This window comes from Streptomyces sp. NBC_00887, assembly GCF_045207585.1.
In genome coordinates, this window is the sequence record NZ_CP108788.1 from 2,003,486 (window position 1) to 2,024,452 (window position 20,967).

The following is a 20,967-nucleotide window of genomic DNA, read 5'->3' on the forward strand; positions in this document are numbered from 1 at the left end:
GCCGAAGAGACCGACGATCTGACCCCGAAAGGGGGATTGCTCTGTGGTGTGGGTGGGGTGTGTGGGGTGGGGCTGGTATAGGAGTGCGTTGTTCGCATGGCTGTGCCCGGCCCCTGTTGGTTCGGGGGCCGGGCACGGGGTGGTGGTGGGTCAGTGGGCGTCGCGTACGGCGAGGGCGCGGCGCAGGTCGTCGAGCTGGTCGGTGAGTTTGCGGCGGAGTGCGGGGATGAGGGCCTTGTCGTCGAGGGCGTCGGTGCCGTGGCGGAGGCTGTCGGTGTCGACGTGGTGGGCGGGGAAGGCGTGGCGGCCTGCGGCTTCGGCGATGGCGGGGCCGCGGCGTACGGCGAGTGCGGTGGCGTCGGGGTAGTAGCGGGCGACGTAGTCCTGGAGGAGTTCGCCCTGTTCGGGTTGCCAGAAGCCTTGGGCGGTGGCGGTGAAGAGGTAGTTGGACAGGGTGTCGTCGGTGAACATGGCGTGCCAGGCGGCGGCTTTGGCTTCGGGGGTGGGGAGGGCGGCGCGGCAGCGGGCGGCGCCTTCCTGTCCGGTGGCGCTGGGGTCCTGGGTGAGTTCGGCGTCGATGGCGGTTTCGTCGGTGGCGCCGAGGACGGCGAGGCGGGTGAGGATGCGCCAGCGCAGTTCGGGGTCGAGTTCGGGTCCGCCGGGGACGGTGCCGTCGGCCAGCCAGTCCTGGATGGTGTCGGGTTGGGTGGCGGCGTCGATGAAGTGGCGTACGGCGGTGAGGCGCAGGCCGGGGTCGGCGCCGGCGGGCGGGGTGTGGTCGGGGTGGTGTTCCCAGTCCTTGGCGGTGAGGCCTTCGGTGCGGCGGAGCAGGTCGCGGCAGAGGGAGGTGAGGGTGGCGAGTGCGGCGGGGCGGTCGTGGGGGGTGAGGTAGCGGTCGGCGATCTGGGTGGCGGCGAAGCCGAGGACGCCGTTGACGAGGGTGAGGTCGGTTTCGTGGGGGAGGTGGGTGCGGGCGGTGGTGAGGTAGGTGGTGGGGTGGAGTTCGCCGTCGCGGACCATGTCGCGTGCGGTGTTCCAGATGAGGGCGCGGGTGAGGGCGTCGGGGATGCCGGAGAGGCTGCCGAGGACGGTGTCCCAGGAGGCGGGGTCGAGGCGGATCTTGGCGTAGGTGAGGTCGTTGTCGTTGAGGACGACGAGGGCGGGGCGTCGGCCGGGCAGGGTGGTGGGTTCGCCGGTGTGCGGGATGTCGAGGTCGAAGCGGTCGCGCAGGACGAGTTCGGCGGCGCCGGACCGGGTGTCGAGGGTGTGGTCGTAGGTGCCGACGGCGATGCGGTGGGGGCGGTTGCCGTGGTGGTCGACGGTGAGGGTCCAGGCGCGGTCGGTGTCTTCGACGTGGGCGGTGAGGGTGTCGATGCCGGTGGTGCGGAGCCAGGTGTCGGCCCAGGCGTGGACGTCGCGGTCGGTGGCGGACGCGAGGTTGTCGATGAAGTCGGCGAGGGTGGCGTTGGCGAATTTGTGCCGGGCGAAGTGGGTGTTGATTCCGGCGAGGAAGTCTTTTTCGCCGAGCCAGGTGACGAGTTGGCGCAGGGCGGAGGCGCCCTTGGCGTAGGAGATGCCGTCGAAGTTGAGCAGGGCGGATGCGGTGTCGGGGACGGCGTCCGGGTCGGGTGCGACGGGGTGGGTGGAGGGGCGTTGGTCGGCGTCGTAGCCCCAGCCCTTGCGGGCGACGCCGAAGTCGACCCAGGTGTCGGTGAAGCGGGTGGCTTCGGTGAGGGTCTGGTAGCCCATGTATTCGGCGAAGGACTCGTTGAGCCAGATGTCGTCCCACCAGGTGAGGGTGACGAGGTCGCCGAACCACATGTGGGCCATTTCGTGGGCGATGACCATGGCGCGGGTCTGGCGTTCGGCGTCGGTGACCGCGGAGCGGTAGATGAATTCGTCGCGGAAGGTGACGAGTCCGGGGTTCTCCATGGCGCCGGCGTTGAATTCGGGGACGAAGGCCTGGTCGTAGGAGTCGAAGGGGTAGGGCTCGTCGAACTTCTCGTGGTAGCGGTCGTAGCAGTCGCGGGTGATGGAGAGGATCTCGTCGGCGTCCGCGTCGAGGTGGGGTGCGAGGGAGCGGCGGCAGTGGATGCCGAAGGGCAGGCCGGCGTGTTCGGTGGTCACGGTGTGCCAGGGGCCTGCGGCGACGGCGACGAGGTAGGTGGAGATCGGTGGGGTGGGGGCGATGCTCCAGCGGCCTCGGGCGGCTTGGTGGGCGGTGCCGTTTCCGAGGACGGTCCAGTCGTCGGGTGCGGTGACGGTGATGTCGAAGACGGATTTGAGGTCGGGTTGGTCGAAGGCGGCGAAGACGCGTTGGACGTCTTCCATGAAGAGCTGGGTGTAGACGTAGGTTTCGCCGTCGGCGGGGTCGGTGAAGCGGTGCATGCCTTCGCCGGTGCGGGAGTAGCGCATGGTGGCGTCGATGCGCAGTTCGTGGGTTCCCGCGGTGAGCCGGTCGAGGGGGTAGCGGTTCTCGGTGAGGCGTTCGGGGTCCAGGGGCTGTCCGTCGAGGCTGAGCGAGCGCAGTGTCTGGGGCTTGACCTCGACGAAGGTGTCTCCGGCCGTGTGGGCGGTGAACTGGATGACGGTACGGGAGTCGAAGGTGTCCTCGCCTGTGGTGAGGTCGAGGTCGACCGTGTACCGCTGTACGTCGAGGAGCTGGGCTCGGGTCTGCGCTTCGTTGCGCGTCAGTACGGACATGGCGCCCATGCTGCCGTACGGCCGGTGGGGCGTGCAGTGGGGTTCTCGCAGGGCTGACGGCGGGGTGTCAGAGGCTGGGGGCCGGGGTTTCGCCGGCTGATTCCTCCGCGATGCGTTCGTGGTGCCTGATGACTTCGGCGACGATGAAGTTCAGCAGCTTCTCGGCGAACGCGGGGTCGAGTTTGGCGCTTTCCGCGAGTTGCCTCAGCCGGGCGATCTGGCGGCCTTCGCGGGCGGGGTCGGCGGGCGGCAGGTGGTGTTCGGCCTTGAGGTGGCCGACCTGCTGGGTGGCTTTGAACCGTTCGGCGAGCATGTGGACGACTGCGGCGTCGATGTTGTCGATGCTTTCGCGCAGCCGGTTCAGTTCGGCGCGTACGGACTCGTCGATGTCGCTCGTGGTCATGGGCAGCGAGCTTAGACGTTCCTACCGGCCTGTGATCGTGGGTGGGTGGTCCGGGTCGGGGATGCGGTCGCTCCAGCCGCCGGGGACGCTGCGGCCCTGTTGTGCGCGGAAGCGGACGGGGGCTGTGCCGACGCGGCGGGCGAAGAGGCGGGAGAAGTAGGCGGGGTCGTCGTATCCGACGCGGCGGGCGACTGCGGCGATGGGCAGGTCGGTGGCGGCGAGGAGTTCCTTGGCGCGGCCGAGCCGGATGGTCAGGAGGTAGTCCTTGGGGCTGCATCCTGCTCCGCGTCGGACGGCGGTGCGCAGTTCCGCGGGTGTCATGCCGTGCCGGGCGGCGTGTTCGGCGACGGAGAGCGGCTGGAACGCGTCGCGTGCGAGGGCCTGGAGTACCGGGGAGCCGTCGGGGCCGATGTCTGCGCGGGCTCGGCGCAGGGCTACGAGGAGTTCGTGGACGGCTGCGCCCGTCTCGACTTCGAGGAGGGGGTTTCCGCGGCGTGCGGCGCGGACGATGCGGCCGATGGCGGCGCGTGGTCCTGCGGTGTCGGAGAGCGGGACGAGGGGGCGGTCCGCTTCGATGTAGCCGAGTTCGGTGTAGGTGGTGGTGGCGGGGCCGGTGAAGTCGACGAAGCTTTCGTCCCAGCCGGTGGGGTCGGCGCCGTAGTGGTGCGGGGTGCCGGGGGTGAGCCAGATGAGGCTGGGTGCTTCGACGGTCCGGCGTCGGCCGTCCGTTCCGCTGTACCAGCCGCTGCCCGAGGTGATGACGACGGCGACGTGGTGGTCGAGGGTGCGGGGGCCGACGGTGGGCAGGGCGCCGTGCTGGAGGCCGACGCCGAGGCAGGCCAGTCCCAGGCGGTGGTGCAGTGCGCTGGGTGTGAAGAAGCGCATCCAGGTGTGGTACATCGTCTCTCCACCTCCCTGACGGGTGTTGTGTCCAATCAGCAGTGATCTTTCTCCATGGACCGGCCGGGCGCCAGAGGCCGAAGCTGGTGGCAGGCGAGGATCCGCACACAGGAGCGTACGAGCACCATGAACGATTTCACTGTGGGGGACGACCATTTCCGGCTGGACGGGAAGCCGGTGCGGCTGTTGTCGGGGGCGTTGCACTATTTCCGGGTGCATGAGGCGCAGTGGGATCACCGGCTGTCGATGCTGCGGGCGATGGGCCTCAACTGTGTCGAGACGTACGTGCCGTGGAATCTCCATGAGCCGCGCCCCGGGATGTTCCGTGATGTGGGGGCGCTGGGCCGGTTCCTGGACGCGGTGGGGCGGGCGGGGCTGATGGCGATCGTGCGTCCGGGACCGTACATCTGTGCCGAGTGGGAGAACGGTGGGCTGCCGGTCTGGGTGACGGGGCGGTTCGGCCGGCGGGTGCGGACGCGGGATGCGCGGTACACGGCGGCGGTGGAGCGCTGGTTCGGGGAGTTGCTTCCGCAGGTGGTGCGGCGCCAGGTCACTGACGGCGGTCCGGTGATCATGGTGCAGGCGGAGAACGAGTACGGGAGTTACGGTTCGGACCGGGTGCATCTGGAGGAGCTGGTGGGGTTGCTGCGCCGGTGCGGGGTGACGGTGCCGCTGTTCACGTCGGACGGGCCGGAGGACCACATGCTGACGGGTGGTTCGGTGCCGGGTCTCCTGGCTACGGCGAATTTCGGTTCGGGGGCGCGTGAGGCGTTCGAGGTGATGCGCCGGCACCGGCGGCGGGGGCCGCTGATGTGCATGGAGTTCTGGTGCGGCTGGTTCGATCACTGGGGTGCCGAGCCTGTCGTGCGGGATCCGGCACAGACGGCGGATGCGCTGCGCGAGATCCTGGAGTGCGGTGCCTCGGTCAATGTGTACATGGCGCACGGCGGTACCAATTTCGCGGGCTGGGCGGGTGCCAATCGTGGCGGTCCGTTGCAGGACCAGGAGTTCCTGCCGACGGTGACGTCGTACGACTACGACGCTCCGGTCGATGAGTACGGGCGGCCCACGGAGAAGTTCCGGCTGTTGCGGGAGGTGCTGGCGGAGTATGCGGAGGGTCCTCTTCCGGAGTTGCCGCCGGAGCCGGTGGGGCTGTCCCCGGTGCGGGTCGAGCTGACGCAGGGGGTTGCGCTGGCCGGGGTGCTGGAGGGGCTGGGCGATCCGGAGACGGCCGAGTCGGGTGTTCCGCCGACGTTCGAGGATCTCGGTGTGGACCGGGGCCTGGTGCGTTACCGGGTGGGCGTTCCGGGGCCGCGGCAGCCGTATCCGCTGGGTGCGGTGGGTCTGCGGGACCGTGCGGTGGTGTACGTGGACGGGGTGCGGGCGGGGGTGCTCACGGAGGAGCTCTCCGTGCTGGAGGAGCCGGTGGCGGGGCCCGCGGAGGTCGAGTTGTGGGTGGAGTCGCTGGGCCGGGTGAACTACGGTCCGCGGCTGGGTGAGCGGAAGGGCATCACGGTCGGGGTGGTCCATGAGCGGCAGTATCTGCACGGGGTGCGGGCCCGGGCGCTGCGGCTGGACGCGTTCGACGATGCGGGTGCGGTGGCCGGGCTGCCGTTCGGGAGTGCCGGGGAGACCGGGCGGACGGGTCTGTTCCGGGGGTTCTTCGAGGTGGCGGGCGCGGCGGAGACCGGTCATGCGGGGCTCGAACTGCCGGGCTGGACACGGGGGTTCGTGTGGGTGAACGGCTTCTGTCTGGGGCGCTACCGGTCGGCGGGGCCGCAGCGGACGCTGTACGTTCCGGGGCCGGTGCTCCGCGAGGGCGCCAACGAGGTGTGGGTGCTGGAGCTGGAGGAGGCCGGGGAGCCGTTCGTCGAGCTGGGCCCGGGGGCACCCGTCAGGACGGGCGCCCCCGGGGACGGTCGGCGGTGACTGCGGGTCAGAGGCCGGCCGCCGCGGACGCTATGGCGGTGGCGAAGGTCGAGACCTGGGTGTACACACCGGGGTAGCCGGCACGTGCGCAGCCCTCGCCCCAGCTGACGATGCCTGTCTGGATCCAGGCGCCGGCGTTGTCCTTGCGGAACATGGGGCCGCCGGAGTCGCCCTGGCAGGTGTCGACACCGCCGGTGTCCACGAGTCCGGCGCAGATCTCCTCGCTGGGGACGAGGTCGCTGCCGTAGGCCTGCTGACAGACGGAGTCGGAGACGTACGGCACGGTCGCCTTGAGCAGGTAGCGCTGCTGGCCGCCGCCTTCCCTGGCGGCTCCCCAGCCGGCGATGGTGAAGGTGCCCGTGTCGTACGCGGTGGTGGTGGCGATCTTCAGGGTGGGCAGGTTGATCGGCTTGGCGAGCTTGATGAGCGCCCAGTCCTTGCCCACGCCGTTGTAGCCGGGCGCCCGGAGGACCTTGGTGGACTTGACCTTGACGGCGCTCGATGACTGCAGGTCTACGACGCCGGCGGTGGCGGTGATGGAGGTGTTGTTGCCGGAGCCGTTCACGCAGTGCGCGGCGGTGAGCACGATGGTCTGGGTGTAGAGCGCGCCGCCGCAGCCCATGGAGAGCCGGACCATGAAGGGGAATTCACCCTGCGCGGCACGGGTTCCGCCGACGACGGGGTTGGGGGCCGCGGTGGCGCCGGATGGCTGGAGGCTGATGGCGGCGAGGACCACCGCGGCGATGACGGAGCATCTTTTCAGGGTGCGCAGAAGCTGCTTCAACGGAGTGCCTGCTTTCGGGTGGGGGGTTCGGTGGAGGTGCTGTGCAGGCGTGCGGGCGTGCAGGTCCAGGTCAGGGGCACAGCCGACCCAGTTCTCGGCATGCTCCCGACAAGAACGCTCCGATTATCGGGAAGCGATCACCGCTGCCACAAGGCGGACTTTCCAGCCAAGATCATCAGGCTGCCCGCAGGCCCCCTCCCCCGCAGGTCGGCCTACAGTGAAGGTCCGTTGAGCGTCACTGATGGGGGTTCGGACGTGAGAGACGGCAGTAACGGCAGCAGTGGCAGTCCGGTCGTCCACGGGTTTCCGCATCTGGACACCGTCCGGTCCTCGATCACCGCGCTCTACCGGCGGATCTCCTACGACGGCGTGCACGGCTACGCCACCAGCCTCGTCCCCGCCGACGCCGCGTTCGCCGACGCGGACGATCTGCACCTCGGCTCCCAGCGCGTGGCACACGCCCTCGTGGAGCATCTGCATCTGCCCCAGGCCCGGATGATCGTCGGCTTCCGGGAGATGGAACATGCCGCGAGCGTCGAACTCGCCGCGGGTCCGGAGTACTTCATCGAGCTCAACGACCGGTTCCGGACGCACCGCAGGGACATCGGGGCGGCGCTCGCGCACGAGATCACGCATGTCCTGCTGCACCGCCTGGGCCTCGAGTTCCCCGGCACCCGCGACAACGAGATCCTCACCGACACGGTGACGGCGTACCTCGGCGCCGGCTGGCTCCTGCTGGACGCCTTCCGGGAGGACGCCACATCGAGCCAGAAGCTCGGCTACCTCACGCCCGAGGAGTTCGGGTACGTGCTCGCCAAGCGTGCGCTCGTCTTCGGCGAGGACCCCTCCGTGTGGTTCACCAGCCCGCAGGCGTACGCGGCCTACACCAAGGGCCGGGCCATGGCGCTGCGGGACCTCGACCGCCCACCGCTGACGGCCGCGGGGTGGGCGGGACGCCGCCGCTACGCCAAGGACCGCCGTGTCGCCATGGACAACCCGGGTGCCGGGCCCGGCCCGGACGTTCCCTACGCCTTCGAGCACGGTGACGCGGGGCTGCGTGTCTCCTTCGCCTGCCCGACCTGCAGCCAGCGCATCCGGGTCCCGGTCCGCGGCCGGGTACGGGCCCGGTGCGGACTGTGCCGCACCGTCCTGGAGTGCGACACCTGAGGTTCGTCCCGCATGCGCCGTAGGGTCGAAGTATGACGAAAGATCCGACCGGGGACGCAGGCAACCTCTTCGAGGCGTTGTACGACGGTGAGGACGCCGTCGTACGAGCGCTCCGCGCGGGCGCGTCCGCCGAGTCGAGCGACACCGACGGGACCACGGCGCTGTACCTGGCGTCGGTGGAGGACCTGCCGGGCGCGGTACGGCTGCTGCTCGCCGCGGGGGCGGATCCCAACCGGGCGAGCGGGCCCGAAGCGGGAGACCTGCCGCTGTGCGGCGCGGCGTGCGGCGGCCACGGCGAGGTCGTGGAGGCGCTGCTCGCGGCCGGCGCGGAGCCGGATCTGCGCGAGGAGTTCGGCTTCACCGCACTGCGGTGGGCGGTCGGCCTGGGACACGCGCGGATCGCGGAGACCCTGCTCTCCCACGGTGCGGATCCCGGCCTGCCCGGCCCGGAGGGTGAGTCCCCGCTGGTGGTCGCGGCCCGGCGGGGATCTGCGCACACGGTCCGGACCCTGCTCCGGCACGGCGCGGCCGACCTGGCCCGGGCGCTGGAGGAAGCCAGGCTCTGCCTGCGGCTGGACATCGAGCGGGAACTGCGCGACGCCCTGTCCGCGCTCTACGGCGACGGTACCGGCAGCGGCGGGATCGACGGCGGTTACACGACGGTGGTACGCCGCACCCCGGTGGACGGCGGAGTGACGGTCACGGTCGAACTGCGGCGGGACGGTGAGCTCTTCGCGTCACAGGACCGGCAGACGGGACACGGAGCGATCGCGACGCTCCTGGAGAACGAGCTGGGTCTGCGGGCCCCCTTCGAGGAGCTGGCGGCCCGTGCGCTGCGGGGTGCGGACCCTGAACTGGACGACTGGCACGAGGCGGTCGAGGCACTGTGGCTGCGCGGCGACGAGGAGACGTTCCAGGCGGCGGCCGCGTGGACGGCGAGCGGAGATCCGCTGCGGCAGGCCTTCGGAGCGGATGTGCTGGCGCAGCTCGGATTCCGTACCGGGGCGAAGCCGTTCGCGGCGCGGTCGGTGCCGCTGCTGCGGGAACTGGCGCGGGAGGCCGTGGACGCGGAGCTGATCCAGTCCGCGGTCCTGGGCCTCGGCCACCATGAGGACCCTGCCGCACTGCCGGACCTCCTGCGCCACGCCGGGCATCCGGACCGGATGGTGCGGCGCGCGGTGACGCTGGCACTGTTCGGCCCGGTGGCGGCGGACCGGCCGGAAGCCGTCGCGGCACTGATCACCCTGAGCGGGGACACCGACGAGGGGGTCCGCGACTGGGCGACGACGGCGCTGGCCGCCACGGACGACGACACCCCGGAGATTCGGGAAGCCCTGGCAGTACGCCTGGACGACGCCGATCCCGACACGGTGGCGGAGGCGGCGCGAGGCCTGGCACGACGCGGTGACCCGCGTGCGGCAGAGGCTCTGGCACGCCTTCTGGCCGAAGAACCGGCGGACAGCTACGCGGGCACGACGGCCGCGGACGCTGTGGAGGACGTCACAGCCACGTAGGGCTTCTCGTCCGGATCACGGCGGGCGGAACATCGAGCCCGGCCGGGCACACACTCAGCCCGGTCGGCAATGGAGAACAGGCCGTCGCGATGACCGGGAACCCGGACACCGCGACGGCCTGCTACGACCGCTACGCGGCCCGACGCCCCCGTGAAGGCGCACCGCTGCGCCCGCCGGAACTCCCGGCCCGCCCGGCCCCGGCACCACGGCCCGAACCACCCGAGCCCGCACCACGGGCCGAACCACCCGAAGCCGCGCCACGGGCCGAACCACCCGAGCCCGCGCCGGCACCCGCACCGGCGCCGGCACCCGCGCCCGCACCGCCGCGACGACCCCGGCCGCGGCTTCCCGAGCGGAAGGACCCGCCGGCCGCCGCACCCGAACCCGTGCCGCGCGTACGCGGCTTGGGCGGCGTCGGCTCCGGCACGGCGATGACGATCGCGATGCCGGACGGCTCACGCGCACCGGTGATCCGGCTGAGCTCCTCGTCGCTGGACTTGATCCGGGTGGTCCGCGGCGCGATGCCCGCGTCCGCCATCAGCCGGGTCATGTCCCGCTTCTCCTCGGGCAGCACCAGCGTGACGACGCTGCCGGACTCCCCGGCGCGCGCCGTGCGCCCGCCGCGGTGGAGGTAGTCCTTGTGGTCGGTCGGCGGGTCCACGTTGACGACCAGGTCCAGGTCGTCGACGTGGATGCCGCGGGCCGCGACGTTCGTCGCGACGAGCGCGGTGACCTCGCCGGTCTTGAACTGGTCCAGCGTCCGGTTGCGCTGCGGCTGGGACCGGCCGCCGTGCAGTGCGGCAGCCCGTACGCCACTGGCGAGCAGCCGCTTGGCGAAGCGGTCGGCGGCACGCTTGGTGTCCACGAACATGATCACCCGGCCCTCGCGGGCGGCGATCTTCGTGGCGACGGCCTTCTTGTCGGTCTCGTCCGCCACGTGGAGCACGTGGTGCTCCATGGTGGTGACGGCGCCCGCGGACGGGTCGACCGAGTGCACGACCGGGTCGGTGAGGAACATCTTGACCAGCCGGTCGATGTTCTTGTCCAGGGTCGCGGAGAACAGCATGCGCTGACCGTCCGCCTCGACCTGCTTGAGCAGGGCGACGACCTGCGGCATGAAGCCCATGTCGGCCATCTGGTCGGCCTCGTCGAGGACGGTGATGGCGACCTGGTCGAGCCGGCAGTCGCCGCGCTCGATGAGGTCCTTGAGCCGTCCCGGCGTGGCGACGAGTACCTCGGCGCCGCGGCGCAGCGTGCCGGACTGCTTGCTGATCGACATGCCGCCGACCACGGTCGCCATCCGCAGGTTCACGGACGTCGCGTACGGCGTGAGCGCGTCGGTCACCTGCTGGGCGAGTTCACGGGTGGGGACGAGGACGAGCGCCAGCGGGGCGTGCGGCTCGGAGCGGCGTCCGGCGGTGCGCGCGAGCATGGCCAGTCCGAAGGCCAGGGTCTTGCCGGAGCCGGTGCGGCCACGGCCGAGGATGTCCCGGCCGGCCAGCGAGTTCGGCAGGGTGGCGCCCTGGATGGGGAAGGGTTCGGTCACACCCTGCGCGGTGAGGGTCTTCTGCAGCGCGGCGGGCATGTCGAGTTCGGCGAACGCCTCGACGGCGGGCAGCGCGGGGGTGATGCTTTCCGGCAGGGCGAATTCGCCACCCTGCGACGGCGCGGGCCGGCGGCGGGCCGGCGCCTTGGCGGAGCCTCTGGCGTTCACCTGTGCCCGGTCCGTGCCGCGCCCCCTTATCGGGCGGCTGCGGGTCGATCGGTCCTGGCGTTCGGAGCGGGTCATACGGAATTGCCCTCCTGGGGGATTCCTGGGGTTACTGCCGACTGCTGTGGACTGCTTGATGTGCGCCCCAGGATGCAAGCACAGAGCAGGTGTCCCCGGAGACAGAGCAAACCGGAAACAGCACAAACCGGGGCCCGCACCTTCACGGTGCGGGCCCCGGCTGCGAGGTACGCGTCCGGCAATTAGGCCGGGACGATGTTCTCCGCCTGCGGGCCCTTCTGGCCCTGCGTGACGTCGAAGGAGACCTTCTGGCCCTCCTGGAGCTCACGGAAGCCCTGGGTGGCGATGTTCGAGTAGTGGGCGAAGACGTCGGCGCCGCCGCCGTCCTGCTCGATGAAGCCGAAGCCCTTTTCCGAGTTGAACCACTTCACGGTTCCAGTAGCCATGTCATTCTCCTAAAAGAGGTGCAGTGCCGGAAATCCGCACTTTACGAATTCCAAGTCGCCGCATTGAGCCCCATCCGGAGAAAGCCGGAAAACAATAAAGCGCCTGAGGAGGGTTCCCGTCAGGCGCACATAAAGTTCATGGGTACCAAAACTGCAACTGGGCAACCGTAGCACGTTCTGTCGTCCTGCGGCAGCTCCCGCCACGCCGCCGGATGGAAAGGTTGGCTGACCAGCGGGGTCGCGGCAGCCGTTCGGCCAGGGTTCCGGAATCGTTCCCGGATGCTTCCCGAGCCGTTCTCCCAAGGGTTTCGGGCCCTCGGGCGGCGGCGAGCGGAACCCCGTGGTCCGCCGGGCCGCCCGGCGCGAAGTCATTCAGCCGAATGCCGCAGGACTCGTGTCCGGCCCGTGCCGGCCCGTGCGTGAACGCCGTCAGGAACCCGGCGCGGGTTGCGCCGAGCGGGTGTCGCCGCGGGACCGTGCGGCCGTCGGCCGGGGTTTCACATCTCGCGCGGCGGACTGTCGTCGTTGCCCCGGCGGATCGTGCGCAGCGCGTGGCCGGGCCGCCAGACCTGTACGACCAGGTCGTCGCCGTCGAGCCCGGTGCGGACCACTTCCGCCGGCTCGGCGCGGAAGAGGAGGAACGGCTCCGGCGGGGTCACCGCCTCGACGAAGCGCGCCAGGACGGCGGGGTCGGTCACCTCCACGGCCCGGCCGGAGATCCGGACGTCCCCGTCGGCCATCTCGGCATCGGGTCCCGGGTTGGCCTGGAGGGCGAATCGCGGGTCGCGCCGCAGGTCGAGCGCCTTGCGGGAGCCCGGCATCATGCCGAGCCACAGCTCGTCCAGCCGGAACTCCGCCTCCAGACCGGTGACGCGGGGCGAACCGTCCTTGCGGAGGGTCGCAAGGACGTGGTGCTTGTACTGCTGGAACCGTTTCTGCACGGTGTCGGCGAAGGCCGGCTCCGCGGCCCGGAAGTCTTGCCACGAACTCGATGTCATGGGGCCATCGAACCCTTCAATCCCGACACCTCCTGTCGGGATTCGCCGGACGTCACCGGATCGGATGCCGCCTTGTTGCAGTCGTGGTGTGCTGGAGGGGGTGCGCCGTCGCCCCGACGGATGGGGTGCGCCGTCGCCCCGACGGAGGGGAGGACCCCGCCCGAGGTGAATTCAGATGGCAGTCTTCATGAAGGCCCTCCTGCCCGGCACCACGGCCGAGCAGTACGACGCCCTCGACGCCGAGCTGCAGGCACTTCCCGGTGACACCTTCGCGGGGTGCCTGTCGTATGTGTGCGTGCCGACCGATGCGTGCCTGGAGATCTATGACCTCTTGGAGTCCCAGGAGGCCATGGACACGTTCGGCGCGCTGATCATGCCCATTGCGGAGAAGCGCGGCATGCCCTCCGCTTCCGGGCCTCCTGCGGTCTCCCCGGTGCACCGCTCCTGGATGTCCGGCGCGTAGCCGTTCACCGCCCGCTGCCACCCGTGCCGGGCGCGTGCTCCTTCACCGGCCCGGCAGGGTGACCACCACCGCGTAACCCCGGGTGCGCAGGACGCCCGGTGAGTCCCCGGTGGCGAGCACCGCGTCGTAGCAGGCCAGTTCGACGTCCTCCGTGGCGCCTTCGGCCACCGCACCGTCCTCGAGCGCGACGGCGACGACCGCGCCGCCGTCCGGCGGGGTCAGCCGTACGGTGCCGCGCACGACGGCGGTCGATGCCGCCTCACGGCCGCGGCGGTACATCACGTTGAGGTTGACGACCGGTCCCCCGAGGAGGCGGCCCTCGGTCTCCAGGTCTCCGGGGAAGTCGTGGGGCCACAACGGCTCGTCGACGATGTGGTGTTCGCCGCCGACCATCAGGTCCATTCCCTCGCCCTCGACGACGGTCAGGGTGCGGTCGATGCCGGGGAACAGGGAGAACGGGCCGTCCGCCGACACCTCGGCGAGGCTGATCCGCCAGTCGAAGGTGTCCGTCGTCGCGCCCTCGGGAGCCGCGGCGATCTCCCGGGTGACTCCCCCGCCGTTGTGCCAGGGCGCGGCCGCACGGCCGGCCGCCCTCAGTACGCGCAAGGCCACGTCGCTCTCCGATCGGGGTTCCGGCTGCGGGACTTCTGAGACTACGGGCTGTCCCGTACCCGGATGTGCCCGTCTCCCCCGGCGTTCGCTATCTTGAGCGCCGCCGCCCCGGCGGCCCACCTCTCCGCCCACGAATCTCCGCCCACGAATGAAGGAGCCGGCCATGGAGGCCGCCGCCACCTCGTGTTACCGCCATCCGTCGTACGAGGCGTATGTGCGCTGCACGCGCTGCGACCGGTACATCTGCCCCGACTGCATGCGTGAGGCGTCGGTGGGCCATCACTGCGTGGAGTGTGTGAAGGAGGGGCAGCGCTCGGTCCGTCGGGCACGTTCGCTCTTCGGCGGTGAGGTCCCGGCGACCGCGGCACCCGTGGTGACGTATGTGCTGATGGCGTTGAACATCGTCGCGTACGTCGTCGAGGTGGTCCGTTCCGAGACGGTGGACCGGTTCGGGATGCTCGGGGCGATTCTCGTCGATCCGGCGGGCAGGCAGTACTACTACGGGGGCGAGCAGGTCCCGGGATTCGATCTGGTCGGAGTGGCCGACGGCGAGTGGTACCGGTTGCTGACGGGTGCCTTCCTGCATCTGCCGCCCGACACGTCGTTCGGTGTGATGCACCTCGTCTTCAACATGTTCGCGCTCTGGAACCTGGGCCGGGTCGTCGAGGGGCACCTCGGCCGGGCCCGGTATCTGGCGCTGTACCTGCTGTCCGCGGTGGGGGGTTCGGTGCTGGTGTACCTGGTCTCGCCGGAGAACACGACGGTCGGCGCCTCGGGGGCGGTCTTCGGTCTGGCAGCGTCGTTCTACGTCATCAACCGGCGTCTGCGCAGCGACATGCACGCGGTCAATCGCTTCATGGCCGGTTTCCTGCTCTGGATGGTCATCTCGGCCGCGTTCACGTCGTGGGAGGGGCACCTCGGCGGACTGCTGACCGGTGGCCTGGTGACGTACGGGCTCGCGTACGCCCCGGCGAAGTTGCGGACCTCGGCGATGCAGCTGGCCGGTGGTGTGGTGCTGGTCGCCCTGCTGGCCGTGGTGGTGGCATTGAGGACGGCGTCGTTGACGGGCGTGGCCTGACGGCCCGTACGGCCGCAACCCGTCGGCGCGCTCCCCGGGGTGCGCCCGGTGGGGCCGGGGAGCCCGGGACGCGCCACGGCGCCCGCCATGGTCCGGTCGGGGACGAGGCGGGCGCCGTGTTCAGTTCCGTACGCCGTTGTACGGGACGTGTGTGTGCCGCGTGATCAGACCATCATGGAGCGGTCCGTCGGGCGGATCGGGGCCGGCAGTGCGCTGGTCCCGGTGAGGAAGCGGTCCACGCCACGTGCCGCGGAGCGGCCCTCGGCGATGGCCCAGACGATCAGGGACTGACCGCGGCCGGCGTCACCGGCGACGTAGACGCCTTCGACGTTGGTGGCGTAGTCCTTGTCGCGAGCGATGTTACCGCGTTCGTCGAGGTCGAGGCCGAACTGCTGGACGAGGCCGTTGGCCTGGTCGGTGCCGGTGAAGCCCATGGCCAGGGTGACGAGCTGGGCGGGGATGACACGCTCGGTGCCGGCCTTCTGCTCCAGCTTGCCGTCCTTGAACTCCACCTCGATGAGGTGCAGGGACTGGACGTTGCCGTCCTCGTCGCCCTCGAAGTGGGTGGTGGAGACGGAGTAGACCCGCTCGCCGCCCTCCTCGTGCGCGGAGGTGACCTTGTAGAGCATCGGGAAGGTCGGCCAGGGCTGGTTGGCGTTACGGTCCTCGCCCGGCTTCGGCATGATCTCCAGCTGGGTGACGGAGGCCGCGCCCTGCCGGTGGGCGGTGCCGACGCAGTCGGCGCCGGTGTCGCCGCCGCCGATGACGACGACGTGCTTGCCCTCGGCGGTGATCGGGGTGACCGTCAGGTCGCCCTCCTGCACCTTGTTGGCGAGCGGGAGGTACTCCATCGCGAAGTGCACGCCGTTCAGCTCACGGCCCGGGACGGGCAGATCGCGGGAGACGGTGGCACCGGCGGCGATGACGACCGAGTCGTAGCGGCGGCGCAGCTTCGCGGCGTCGATGTCGCGGCCGATCTCGATCTCGGTGCGGAACTTGGTGCCTTCCGCGCGCATCTGCTCGATGCGGCGGTTGATGTGCGACTTCTCCATCTTGAACTCGGGGATGCCGTAGCGGAGCAGGCCGCCGATGCGGTCGGCGCGCTCGTACACGACGACCGTGTGGCCGGCTCGGGTGAGCTGCTGGGCGGCGGCCAGGCCGGCCGGGCCGGAGCCGATGACGGCGACGGTCTTGCCGGAGAGGCGCTCGGGCGGCTGCGGGGTGACGTCGCCGCTGTCCCAGGCCTTGTCGATGATGGAGACTTCGACGTTCTTGATGGTGACGGCCGGCTGGTTGATGCCGAGCACGCACGCCGCCTCGCAGGGTGCGGGGCACAGCCGCCCGGTGAACTCCGGGAAGTTGTTCGTGGCGTGCAGGCGCTCGGACGCGGCTGTCCAGTCCTCGCGGTAGGCGAAGTCGTTCCACTCGGGAATGAGGTTTCCGAGGGGACAGCCCTGGTGGCAGAACGGGATGCCGCAGTCCATGCAGCGGCTCGCCTGCTTGCTGATGATCGGGAGCAGCGAGCCCGGAACGTAGACCTCGTTCCAGTCCTTGACGCGCTCGCCGACGGGGCGGGTCTTGGCGACCTCGCGGCCGGTGGTCAGGAAGCCCTTGGGGTCAGCCATTGGTCGCCGCCTCCATCATCTTCTCGGTGGTCTCCTGCTCGGAGAGACCGGCGAGCTCAGCGGCGTCCTTGGCGGCGAGCACTGCCTTGTAGGTGGACGGGATGATCTTGCTGAACCGGGCCACGGCGGTGTCCCAGTCGGCAAGCAGCTTCTCGGCGACCGTGGAGCCGGTCTCCTCCTGGTGGCGGCGCACGACGTCGTGCAGCCACTGCTTGTCGGTGTCGTCGAGCGGGCCGACGGCGCCGAGGTTGCCGGTGTTGACGTTGTCGTGGTCCAGGTCGATGACGTACGCGACCCCGCCCGACATGCCTGCGGCGAAGTTGCGTCCGGTCTCGCCGAGGACGACGGCGTGGCCGCCGGTCATGTACTCGCAGCCGTGGTCGCCCACGCCTTCGGAGACGACGGTCGCACCGGAGTTACGGACGCAGAAGCGTTCGCCGGTCCGGCCGCGCAGGAACAGTTCGCCGCCGGTCGCACCGTAGGCGATGGTGTTGCCCGCGATGGTGGAGTACTCGGCGAGGTGGTCGGCGCCGCGGTCCGGGCGGACGACGACCCGGCCGCCGGAGAGGCCCTTGCCGACGTAGTCGTTGGCGTCGCCCTCCAGGCGCAGCGTCACACCGCGTGGCACGAACGCTCCGAAGGACTGGCCGGCGGAACCGGTGAAGGTCACGTCGATGGTGTCGTCGGGCAGGCCCGCCCCGCCGAACTTCTTGGTGACCTCGTGGCCGAGCATGGTGCCGACGGTCCGGTTGATGTTGCGGATCGCGATCTGGGCCCGGACGGGCTGGGCGGCCTCTGCGCTGTCTGCGCCCAGGGCGTCGGCGGCGAGCTTGATCAGCTCGTTGTCGAGTGCCTTGGCCAGTCCGTGGTCCTGCTCGTTGATGCGGTGGCGCACCGCGCCCTCGGGCAGCTCGGGGACGTAGAAGAGGGGCTCCAGGTCGAGGCCCTGCGCCTTCCAGTGCGTGATCGCACGGTCGGTGTCGAGGAGCTCGGCGTGGCCGACGGCCTCCTCGATCGTGCGGAAGCCCAGCTCGGCGAGGATCTCGCGGACCTCTTCGGCGATGAACTCGAAGAAGTTGACGATGTACTCGGCCTTGCCGGAGAAGCGGTCGCGCAGGACCGGGTTCTGGGTGGCGATGCCGACCGGGCAGGTGTCGAGGTGGCAGACGCGCATCATGACGCAGCCGGAGACGACGAGCGGCGCGGTCGCGAAACCGAACTCCTCGGCGCCGAGCAGCGCGGCGATGACGACGTCGCGGCCGGTCTTGAGCTGGCCGTCGGTCTGGACGACGATGCGGTCGCGCAGGCCGTTGAGCAGCAGGGTCTGCTGGGTCTCGGCGAGTCCGAGCTCCCAGGGGCCGCCCGCGTGCTTGAGGGAGGTCAGCGGGGAGGCGCCCGTGCCGCCGTCGTGGCCGGAGATGAGGACGACGTCCGCGTGGGCCTTGGACACACCGGCCGCGACCGTGCCGACGCCGACCTCGGAGACCAGCTTCACGTGGATGCGGGCCGCCGGGTTGGCGTTCTTGAGGTCGTGGATCAGCTGAGCCAGGTCCTCGATGGAGTAGATGTCGTGGTGCGGCGGGGGCGAGATCAGTCCGACACCCGGGGTGGAGTGCCGGGTCTTGGCGACCCACGGGTAGACCTTGTGGCCGGGCAGCTGGCCGCCCTCGCCGGGCTTGGCGCCCTGCGCCATCTTGATCTGGATGTCGTCCGCGTTGACCAGGTATTCGCTGGTCACACCGAAGCGGCCGGAGGCGACCTGCTTGATGGACGAGCGGCGTGCCGGGTCGTACAGCCGGTCCGCGTCCTCGCCGCCCTCACCGGTGTTGGACTTGCCGCCCAGCTGGTTCATGGCGATGGCGAGGGTCTCGTGCGCCTCCTGCGAGATGGAGCCGTACGACATGGCGCCGGTGGAGAAGCGCTTGACGATGTCGGAGACGGACTCGACCTCGTCGATGGGGATCGCCTCGCGGCCCGACGTGAAGCCGAAGAGGCCGCGGAGCGTCATGAGGCGCTCGGACTGCTCGTTCACCCGGCCGGTGTACTTCTTGAAGATGTCGTACCGGCGGTTGCGGGTGGCGTGCTGGAGGCGGAAGACCGTCTCCGGGTCGAACAGGTGCGGCTCGCCCTCGCGGCGCCACTGGTACTCGCCGCCGATCTCCAGGGCGCGGTGCGACGCGGCGATGCCGGAGGCGGGGTACGCCTTGGTGTGCCGGGCGGCGACCTCCTTGGCGACGATGCCCAGTCCGGCGCCGCCGATCTTGGTGGCGGTGCCGTTGAAGTACTGCGTGACGAAGGCCTCGTCCAGGCCGACGGCCTCGAAGACCTGGGCGCCCCGGTAGGAGGCGACGGTCGAGATGCCCATCTTGGACATGACCTTCAGGACGCCCTTGCCGAGGGCGTAGATCAGGTTGCGGATGGCCTGCTCGGGCTCGATGCCCTCGATGAACGTACCTGCGCGGACGAGGTCCTCGACGGACTCCATCGCGAGGTACGGGTTGACCGCGGCGGCGCCGTAGCCGATCAGCAGCGCGACGTGGTGGACCTCGCGCACGTCACCGGCCTCGACCAGCAGGCCCACCTGGGTGCGCTGCTTGGTGCGGATGAGGTGGTGGTGGACGGCCGAGGTGAGCAGCAACGAGGGGATCGGTGCGTGCTCGGCGTCGGAGTGCCGGTCGGACAGGACGACGAGGCGGGCGCCGTCCTCTATGGCGGCGTCGACCTCGGTGCAGATCTCCTCGATCCGGGCGGCGAGGGCGTCGCCGCCGCCGCTGACCCGGTAGAGGCCGGCGAGGGTGGCGGCCTTCATGCCCGGCATGTCGCCGTCGGCGTTGATGTGTATGAGCTTGGCCAGCTCGTCGTTGTCGATCACCGGGAAGGGCAGCGTGACGCTGCGGCAGGCCGCGGCGGTCGGCTCCAGGAGGTTGCCCGCGGGGCCGAGCGTGGAGCGCAGCGAGGTGACGAGCTCCTCGCGGATGGCGTCCAGCGGCGGGTTGGTGACCTGCGCGAACAGCTGGGTGAAGTAGTCGAAGAGCAGCCGGGGGCGCTCGGACAGTGCGGCGATCGGCGAGTCCGTGCCCATGGAGCCCAGCGGTTCGCCGGCGGTGCGGGCCATCGGGGCGAGGAGGACGCGGAGCTCTTCCTCGGTGTAGCCGAAGGTCTGCTGGCGGCGGGTGACCGAGGCGTGGGTGTGGACGATGTGCTCGCGCTCGGGGAGGTCCTCGAGCTCGATCTCGCCGGTTTCCAGCCACTCGGCGTAGGGCTGTTCGGCTGCGAGGGACGCCTTGATCTCGTCGTCCTCGATGATGCGGTGCTCGGCGGTGTCGACGAGGAACATCTTGCCGGGCTGGAGGCGGCCCTTGCGGACGACCTTGGCGGGGTCGATGTCCAGGACACCGACCTCGGAGGAGAGGACGACGAGGCCGTCGTCGGTGACCCAGTAGCGGCCGGGGCGCAGACCGTTGCGGTCGAGGACCGCGCCGACCTGGGTGCCGTCGGTGAAGGTGACGCAGGCCGGGCCGTCCCAGGGCTCCATCATCGTGGAGTGGTACTGGTAGAACGCGCGGCGGGCGGGGTCCATGGACGCGTGGTTCTCCCACGCCTCGGGGACCATCATCAGCACCGAGTGCGGCAGCGAGCGGCCGCCGAGGTGGAGGAGTTCCAGGACCTCGTCGAAGGAGGCCGAGTCGGAGGCGTCCGGGGTGCAGACGGGGAAGATCCGGTCGAGCTGCGCGGAACCGAAGAGGCTCGAGGCGAGCTGGGACTCGCGGGCCTTCATCCAGTTGCGGTTGCCCTTGACCGTGTTGATCTCGCCGTTGTGCGCGACGAAGCGGTACGGGTGGGCGAGCGGCCAGCTCGGGAAGGTGTTGGTGGAGAAGCGGGAGTGGACCAGCGCGACCGTGGTGGCGAAACGGCGGTCGGAGAGGTCCGGGAAGAACGGCTCCAGCTGCCCGGTGGTGAGCATGCCCTTGTAGACGATCGTGCGTGCGGAGAGCGAGGGGAAGTACACCCCGGCCTCACGCTCGGCGCGCTTGCGCAGGACGAAGGCCTTGCGGTCGAGGGCGATGCCGGTGCTCGTACCGTCAGCGACGACGATCTGGCGGAAGTCGGGCATGGTGGCCCGGGCGCCGTTGCCCAGGAGGTCCGGGGTGACCGGTACCTCGCGCCAGCCGAGGACGTCGAGGCCCTCTTCGCCGGCGATCTTCTCGATCTGCTGGACGGACTCGGCGGAGTCGTCCGCGGACAGGAAGGCGATTCCGACAGCGTAGGAACCCGCCTCGGGGAGGTCGAAGCCGACCTCTTCGCGGAGGAAGGCATCCGGTACCTGGAGCAGAATGCCGGCGCCGTCGCCCGAGTCGGGCTCGGATCCGGTGGCGCCGCGGTGTTCGAGGTTGCGCAGTACGGTCAGCGCCTGCTCGACCAGCTCATGGCTGGCCACACCGGTGAGTGTGGCCACGAACCCGACGCCACAGGCGTCGTGCTCGTTACGGGGGTCGTACATCCCCTGCTGAACGGGGCGACCGTCCATGGGCGACCAGGCGTCGGAACGCATCGGCTCTCCCGTCGTCGTCGTGGCATGTGCTGTGCCGAGGGACGACGTTGGCCCTCTGCGAAAT

The 20,967-nt window shown here is 70.4% G+C and carries 15 protein-coding genes; 5 read left to right on the forward strand and 10 right to left on the reverse strand.

The genetic code is table 11. The features are described 5' to 3' along the window. Positions 1-150: 150 nt before the first annotated feature. The 3 genes from pepN to OG844_RS09165 form a co-directional block, all read right to left on the reverse strand. Positions 151-2,703: an aminopeptidase N gene (gene pepN / locus OG844_RS09155; RefSeq protein ID WP_406389373.1), complete on the reverse strand. Its 2,553-nt coding sequence runs from the start codon at positions 2,701-2,703 to the stop codon at positions 151-153. Positions 2,704-2,770: 67 nt separating this feature from the next. Then, the gene (locus tag OG844_RS09160) at positions 2,771-3,106 is read right to left on the reverse strand and encodes a chorismate mutase (protein ID WP_351177110.1); all 336 of its coding nucleotides are present in this window, start codon (positions 3,104-3,106) and stop codon (positions 2,771-2,773) included. Between the two features lie 21 nt (positions 3,107-3,127). Further along, entirely contained in the window at positions 3,128-4,006 is an 879-nt protein-coding gene (locus OG844_RS09165) for an AraC family transcriptional regulator (protein WP_406389374.1), read from the reverse strand. Positions 4,007-4,132: 126 nt separating this feature from the next. Between OG844_RS09165 and OG844_RS09170 the strand changes: the two genes are divergently transcribed. Further along, entirely contained in the window at positions 4,133-5,935 is a 1,803-nt protein-coding gene (locus tag OG844_RS09170; RefSeq protein WP_406389375.1) for a glycoside hydrolase family 35 protein, read from the forward strand. Positions 5,936-5,942: 7 nt separating this feature from the next. On the opposite strand, the gene OG844_RS09175 is transcribed toward OG844_RS09170, so the two are convergent. Then, positions 5,943-6,719, reverse strand: coding sequence for a S1 family peptidase (locus OG844_RS09175; RefSeq protein WP_406389376.1), 777 nt, complete (start codon positions 6,717-6,719; stop codon positions 5,943-5,945). A 255-nt stretch (positions 6,720-6,974) separates the two neighbouring features. Between OG844_RS09175 and OG844_RS09180 the strand changes: the two genes are divergently transcribed. Further along, positions 6,975-7,886 (forward strand): hypothetical protein, encoded by a 912-nt coding sequence (locus tag OG844_RS09180; protein WP_406389377.1) that lies wholly within the window; start codon positions 6,975-6,977, stop codon positions 7,884-7,886. A gap of 32 nt (positions 7,887-7,918) precedes the next feature. Continuing rightward, entirely contained in the window at positions 7,919-9,400 is a 1,482-nt protein-coding gene (locus tag OG844_RS09185) for an ankyrin repeat domain-containing protein (RefSeq protein ID WP_406389378.1), read from the forward strand. A gap of 130 nt (positions 9,401-9,530) precedes the next feature. Here the strand turns inward: OG844_RS09185 and OG844_RS09190 are convergent, their stop codons facing one another. From OG844_RS09190 to OG844_RS09200, 3 genes are all read right to left on the reverse strand, one after another. After that, positions 9,531-11,189 carry a DEAD/DEAH box helicase gene (locus OG844_RS09190; protein ID WP_406389379.1) on the reverse strand — a complete coding sequence of 553 codons (1,659 nt, stop codon included), beginning with the start codon at positions 11,187-11,189 and terminating at the stop codon, positions 9,531-9,533. A gap of 182 nt (positions 11,190-11,371) precedes the next feature. Continuing rightward, complete coding sequence (locus OG844_RS09195; RefSeq protein WP_015607926.1) at positions 11,372-11,575, reverse strand: cold-shock protein; 204 nt, start codon at positions 11,573-11,575, stop codon at positions 11,372-11,374. 497 nt (positions 11,576-12,072) lie between these two features. Then, the gene (locus OG844_RS09200; RefSeq protein WP_406389381.1) at positions 12,073-12,573 is read right to left on the reverse strand and encodes a pyridoxamine 5'-phosphate oxidase family protein; all 501 of its coding nucleotides are present in this window, start codon (positions 12,571-12,573) and stop codon (positions 12,073-12,075) included. Between the two features lie 175 nt (positions 12,574-12,748). Between OG844_RS09200 and OG844_RS09205 the strand changes: the two genes are divergently transcribed. Next, the gene (locus OG844_RS09205; protein WP_406389382.1) at positions 12,749-13,036 is read left to right on the forward strand and encodes a hypothetical protein; all 288 of its coding nucleotides are present in this window, start codon (positions 12,749-12,751) and stop codon (positions 13,034-13,036) included. 42 nt (positions 13,037-13,078) lie between these two features. Here OG844_RS09205 and OG844_RS09210 read toward each other — a convergent pair whose 3' ends face one another. Next, positions 13,079-13,648: a HutD family protein gene (locus OG844_RS09210; RefSeq protein ID WP_406389383.1), complete on the reverse strand. Its 570-nt coding sequence runs from the start codon at positions 13,646-13,648 to the stop codon at positions 13,079-13,081. Positions 13,649-13,811: 163 nt separating this feature from the next. On the opposite strand from OG844_RS09210, the gene OG844_RS09215 reads away from it, so the two are divergent. Continuing rightward, positions 13,812-14,726, forward strand: a complete 915-nt coding sequence (locus OG844_RS09215; protein ID WP_406389384.1) for a rhomboid family intramembrane serine protease — start codon at positions 13,812-13,814, stop codon at positions 14,724-14,726. Positions 14,727-14,890: 164 nt separating this feature from the next. Here OG844_RS09215 and OG844_RS09220 read toward each other — a convergent pair whose 3' ends face one another. Together OG844_RS09220 and gltB are read right to left on the reverse strand one after the other, a co-directional pair. Then, the gene (locus OG844_RS09220) at positions 14,891-16,351 is read right to left on the reverse strand and encodes a glutamate synthase subunit beta (protein WP_406389385.1); all 1,461 of its coding nucleotides are present in this window, start codon (positions 16,349-16,351) and stop codon (positions 14,891-14,893) included. Continuing rightward, positions 16,344-20,903 (reverse strand): glutamate synthase large subunit, encoded by a 4,560-nt coding sequence (gene gltB / locus OG844_RS09225; protein WP_406389386.1) that lies wholly within the window; start codon positions 20,901-20,903, stop codon positions 16,344-16,346. Before gltB ends, OG844_RS09220 begins: the two co-directional genes overlap by 8 nt. Positions 20,904-20,967: the final 64 nt, after the last annotated feature.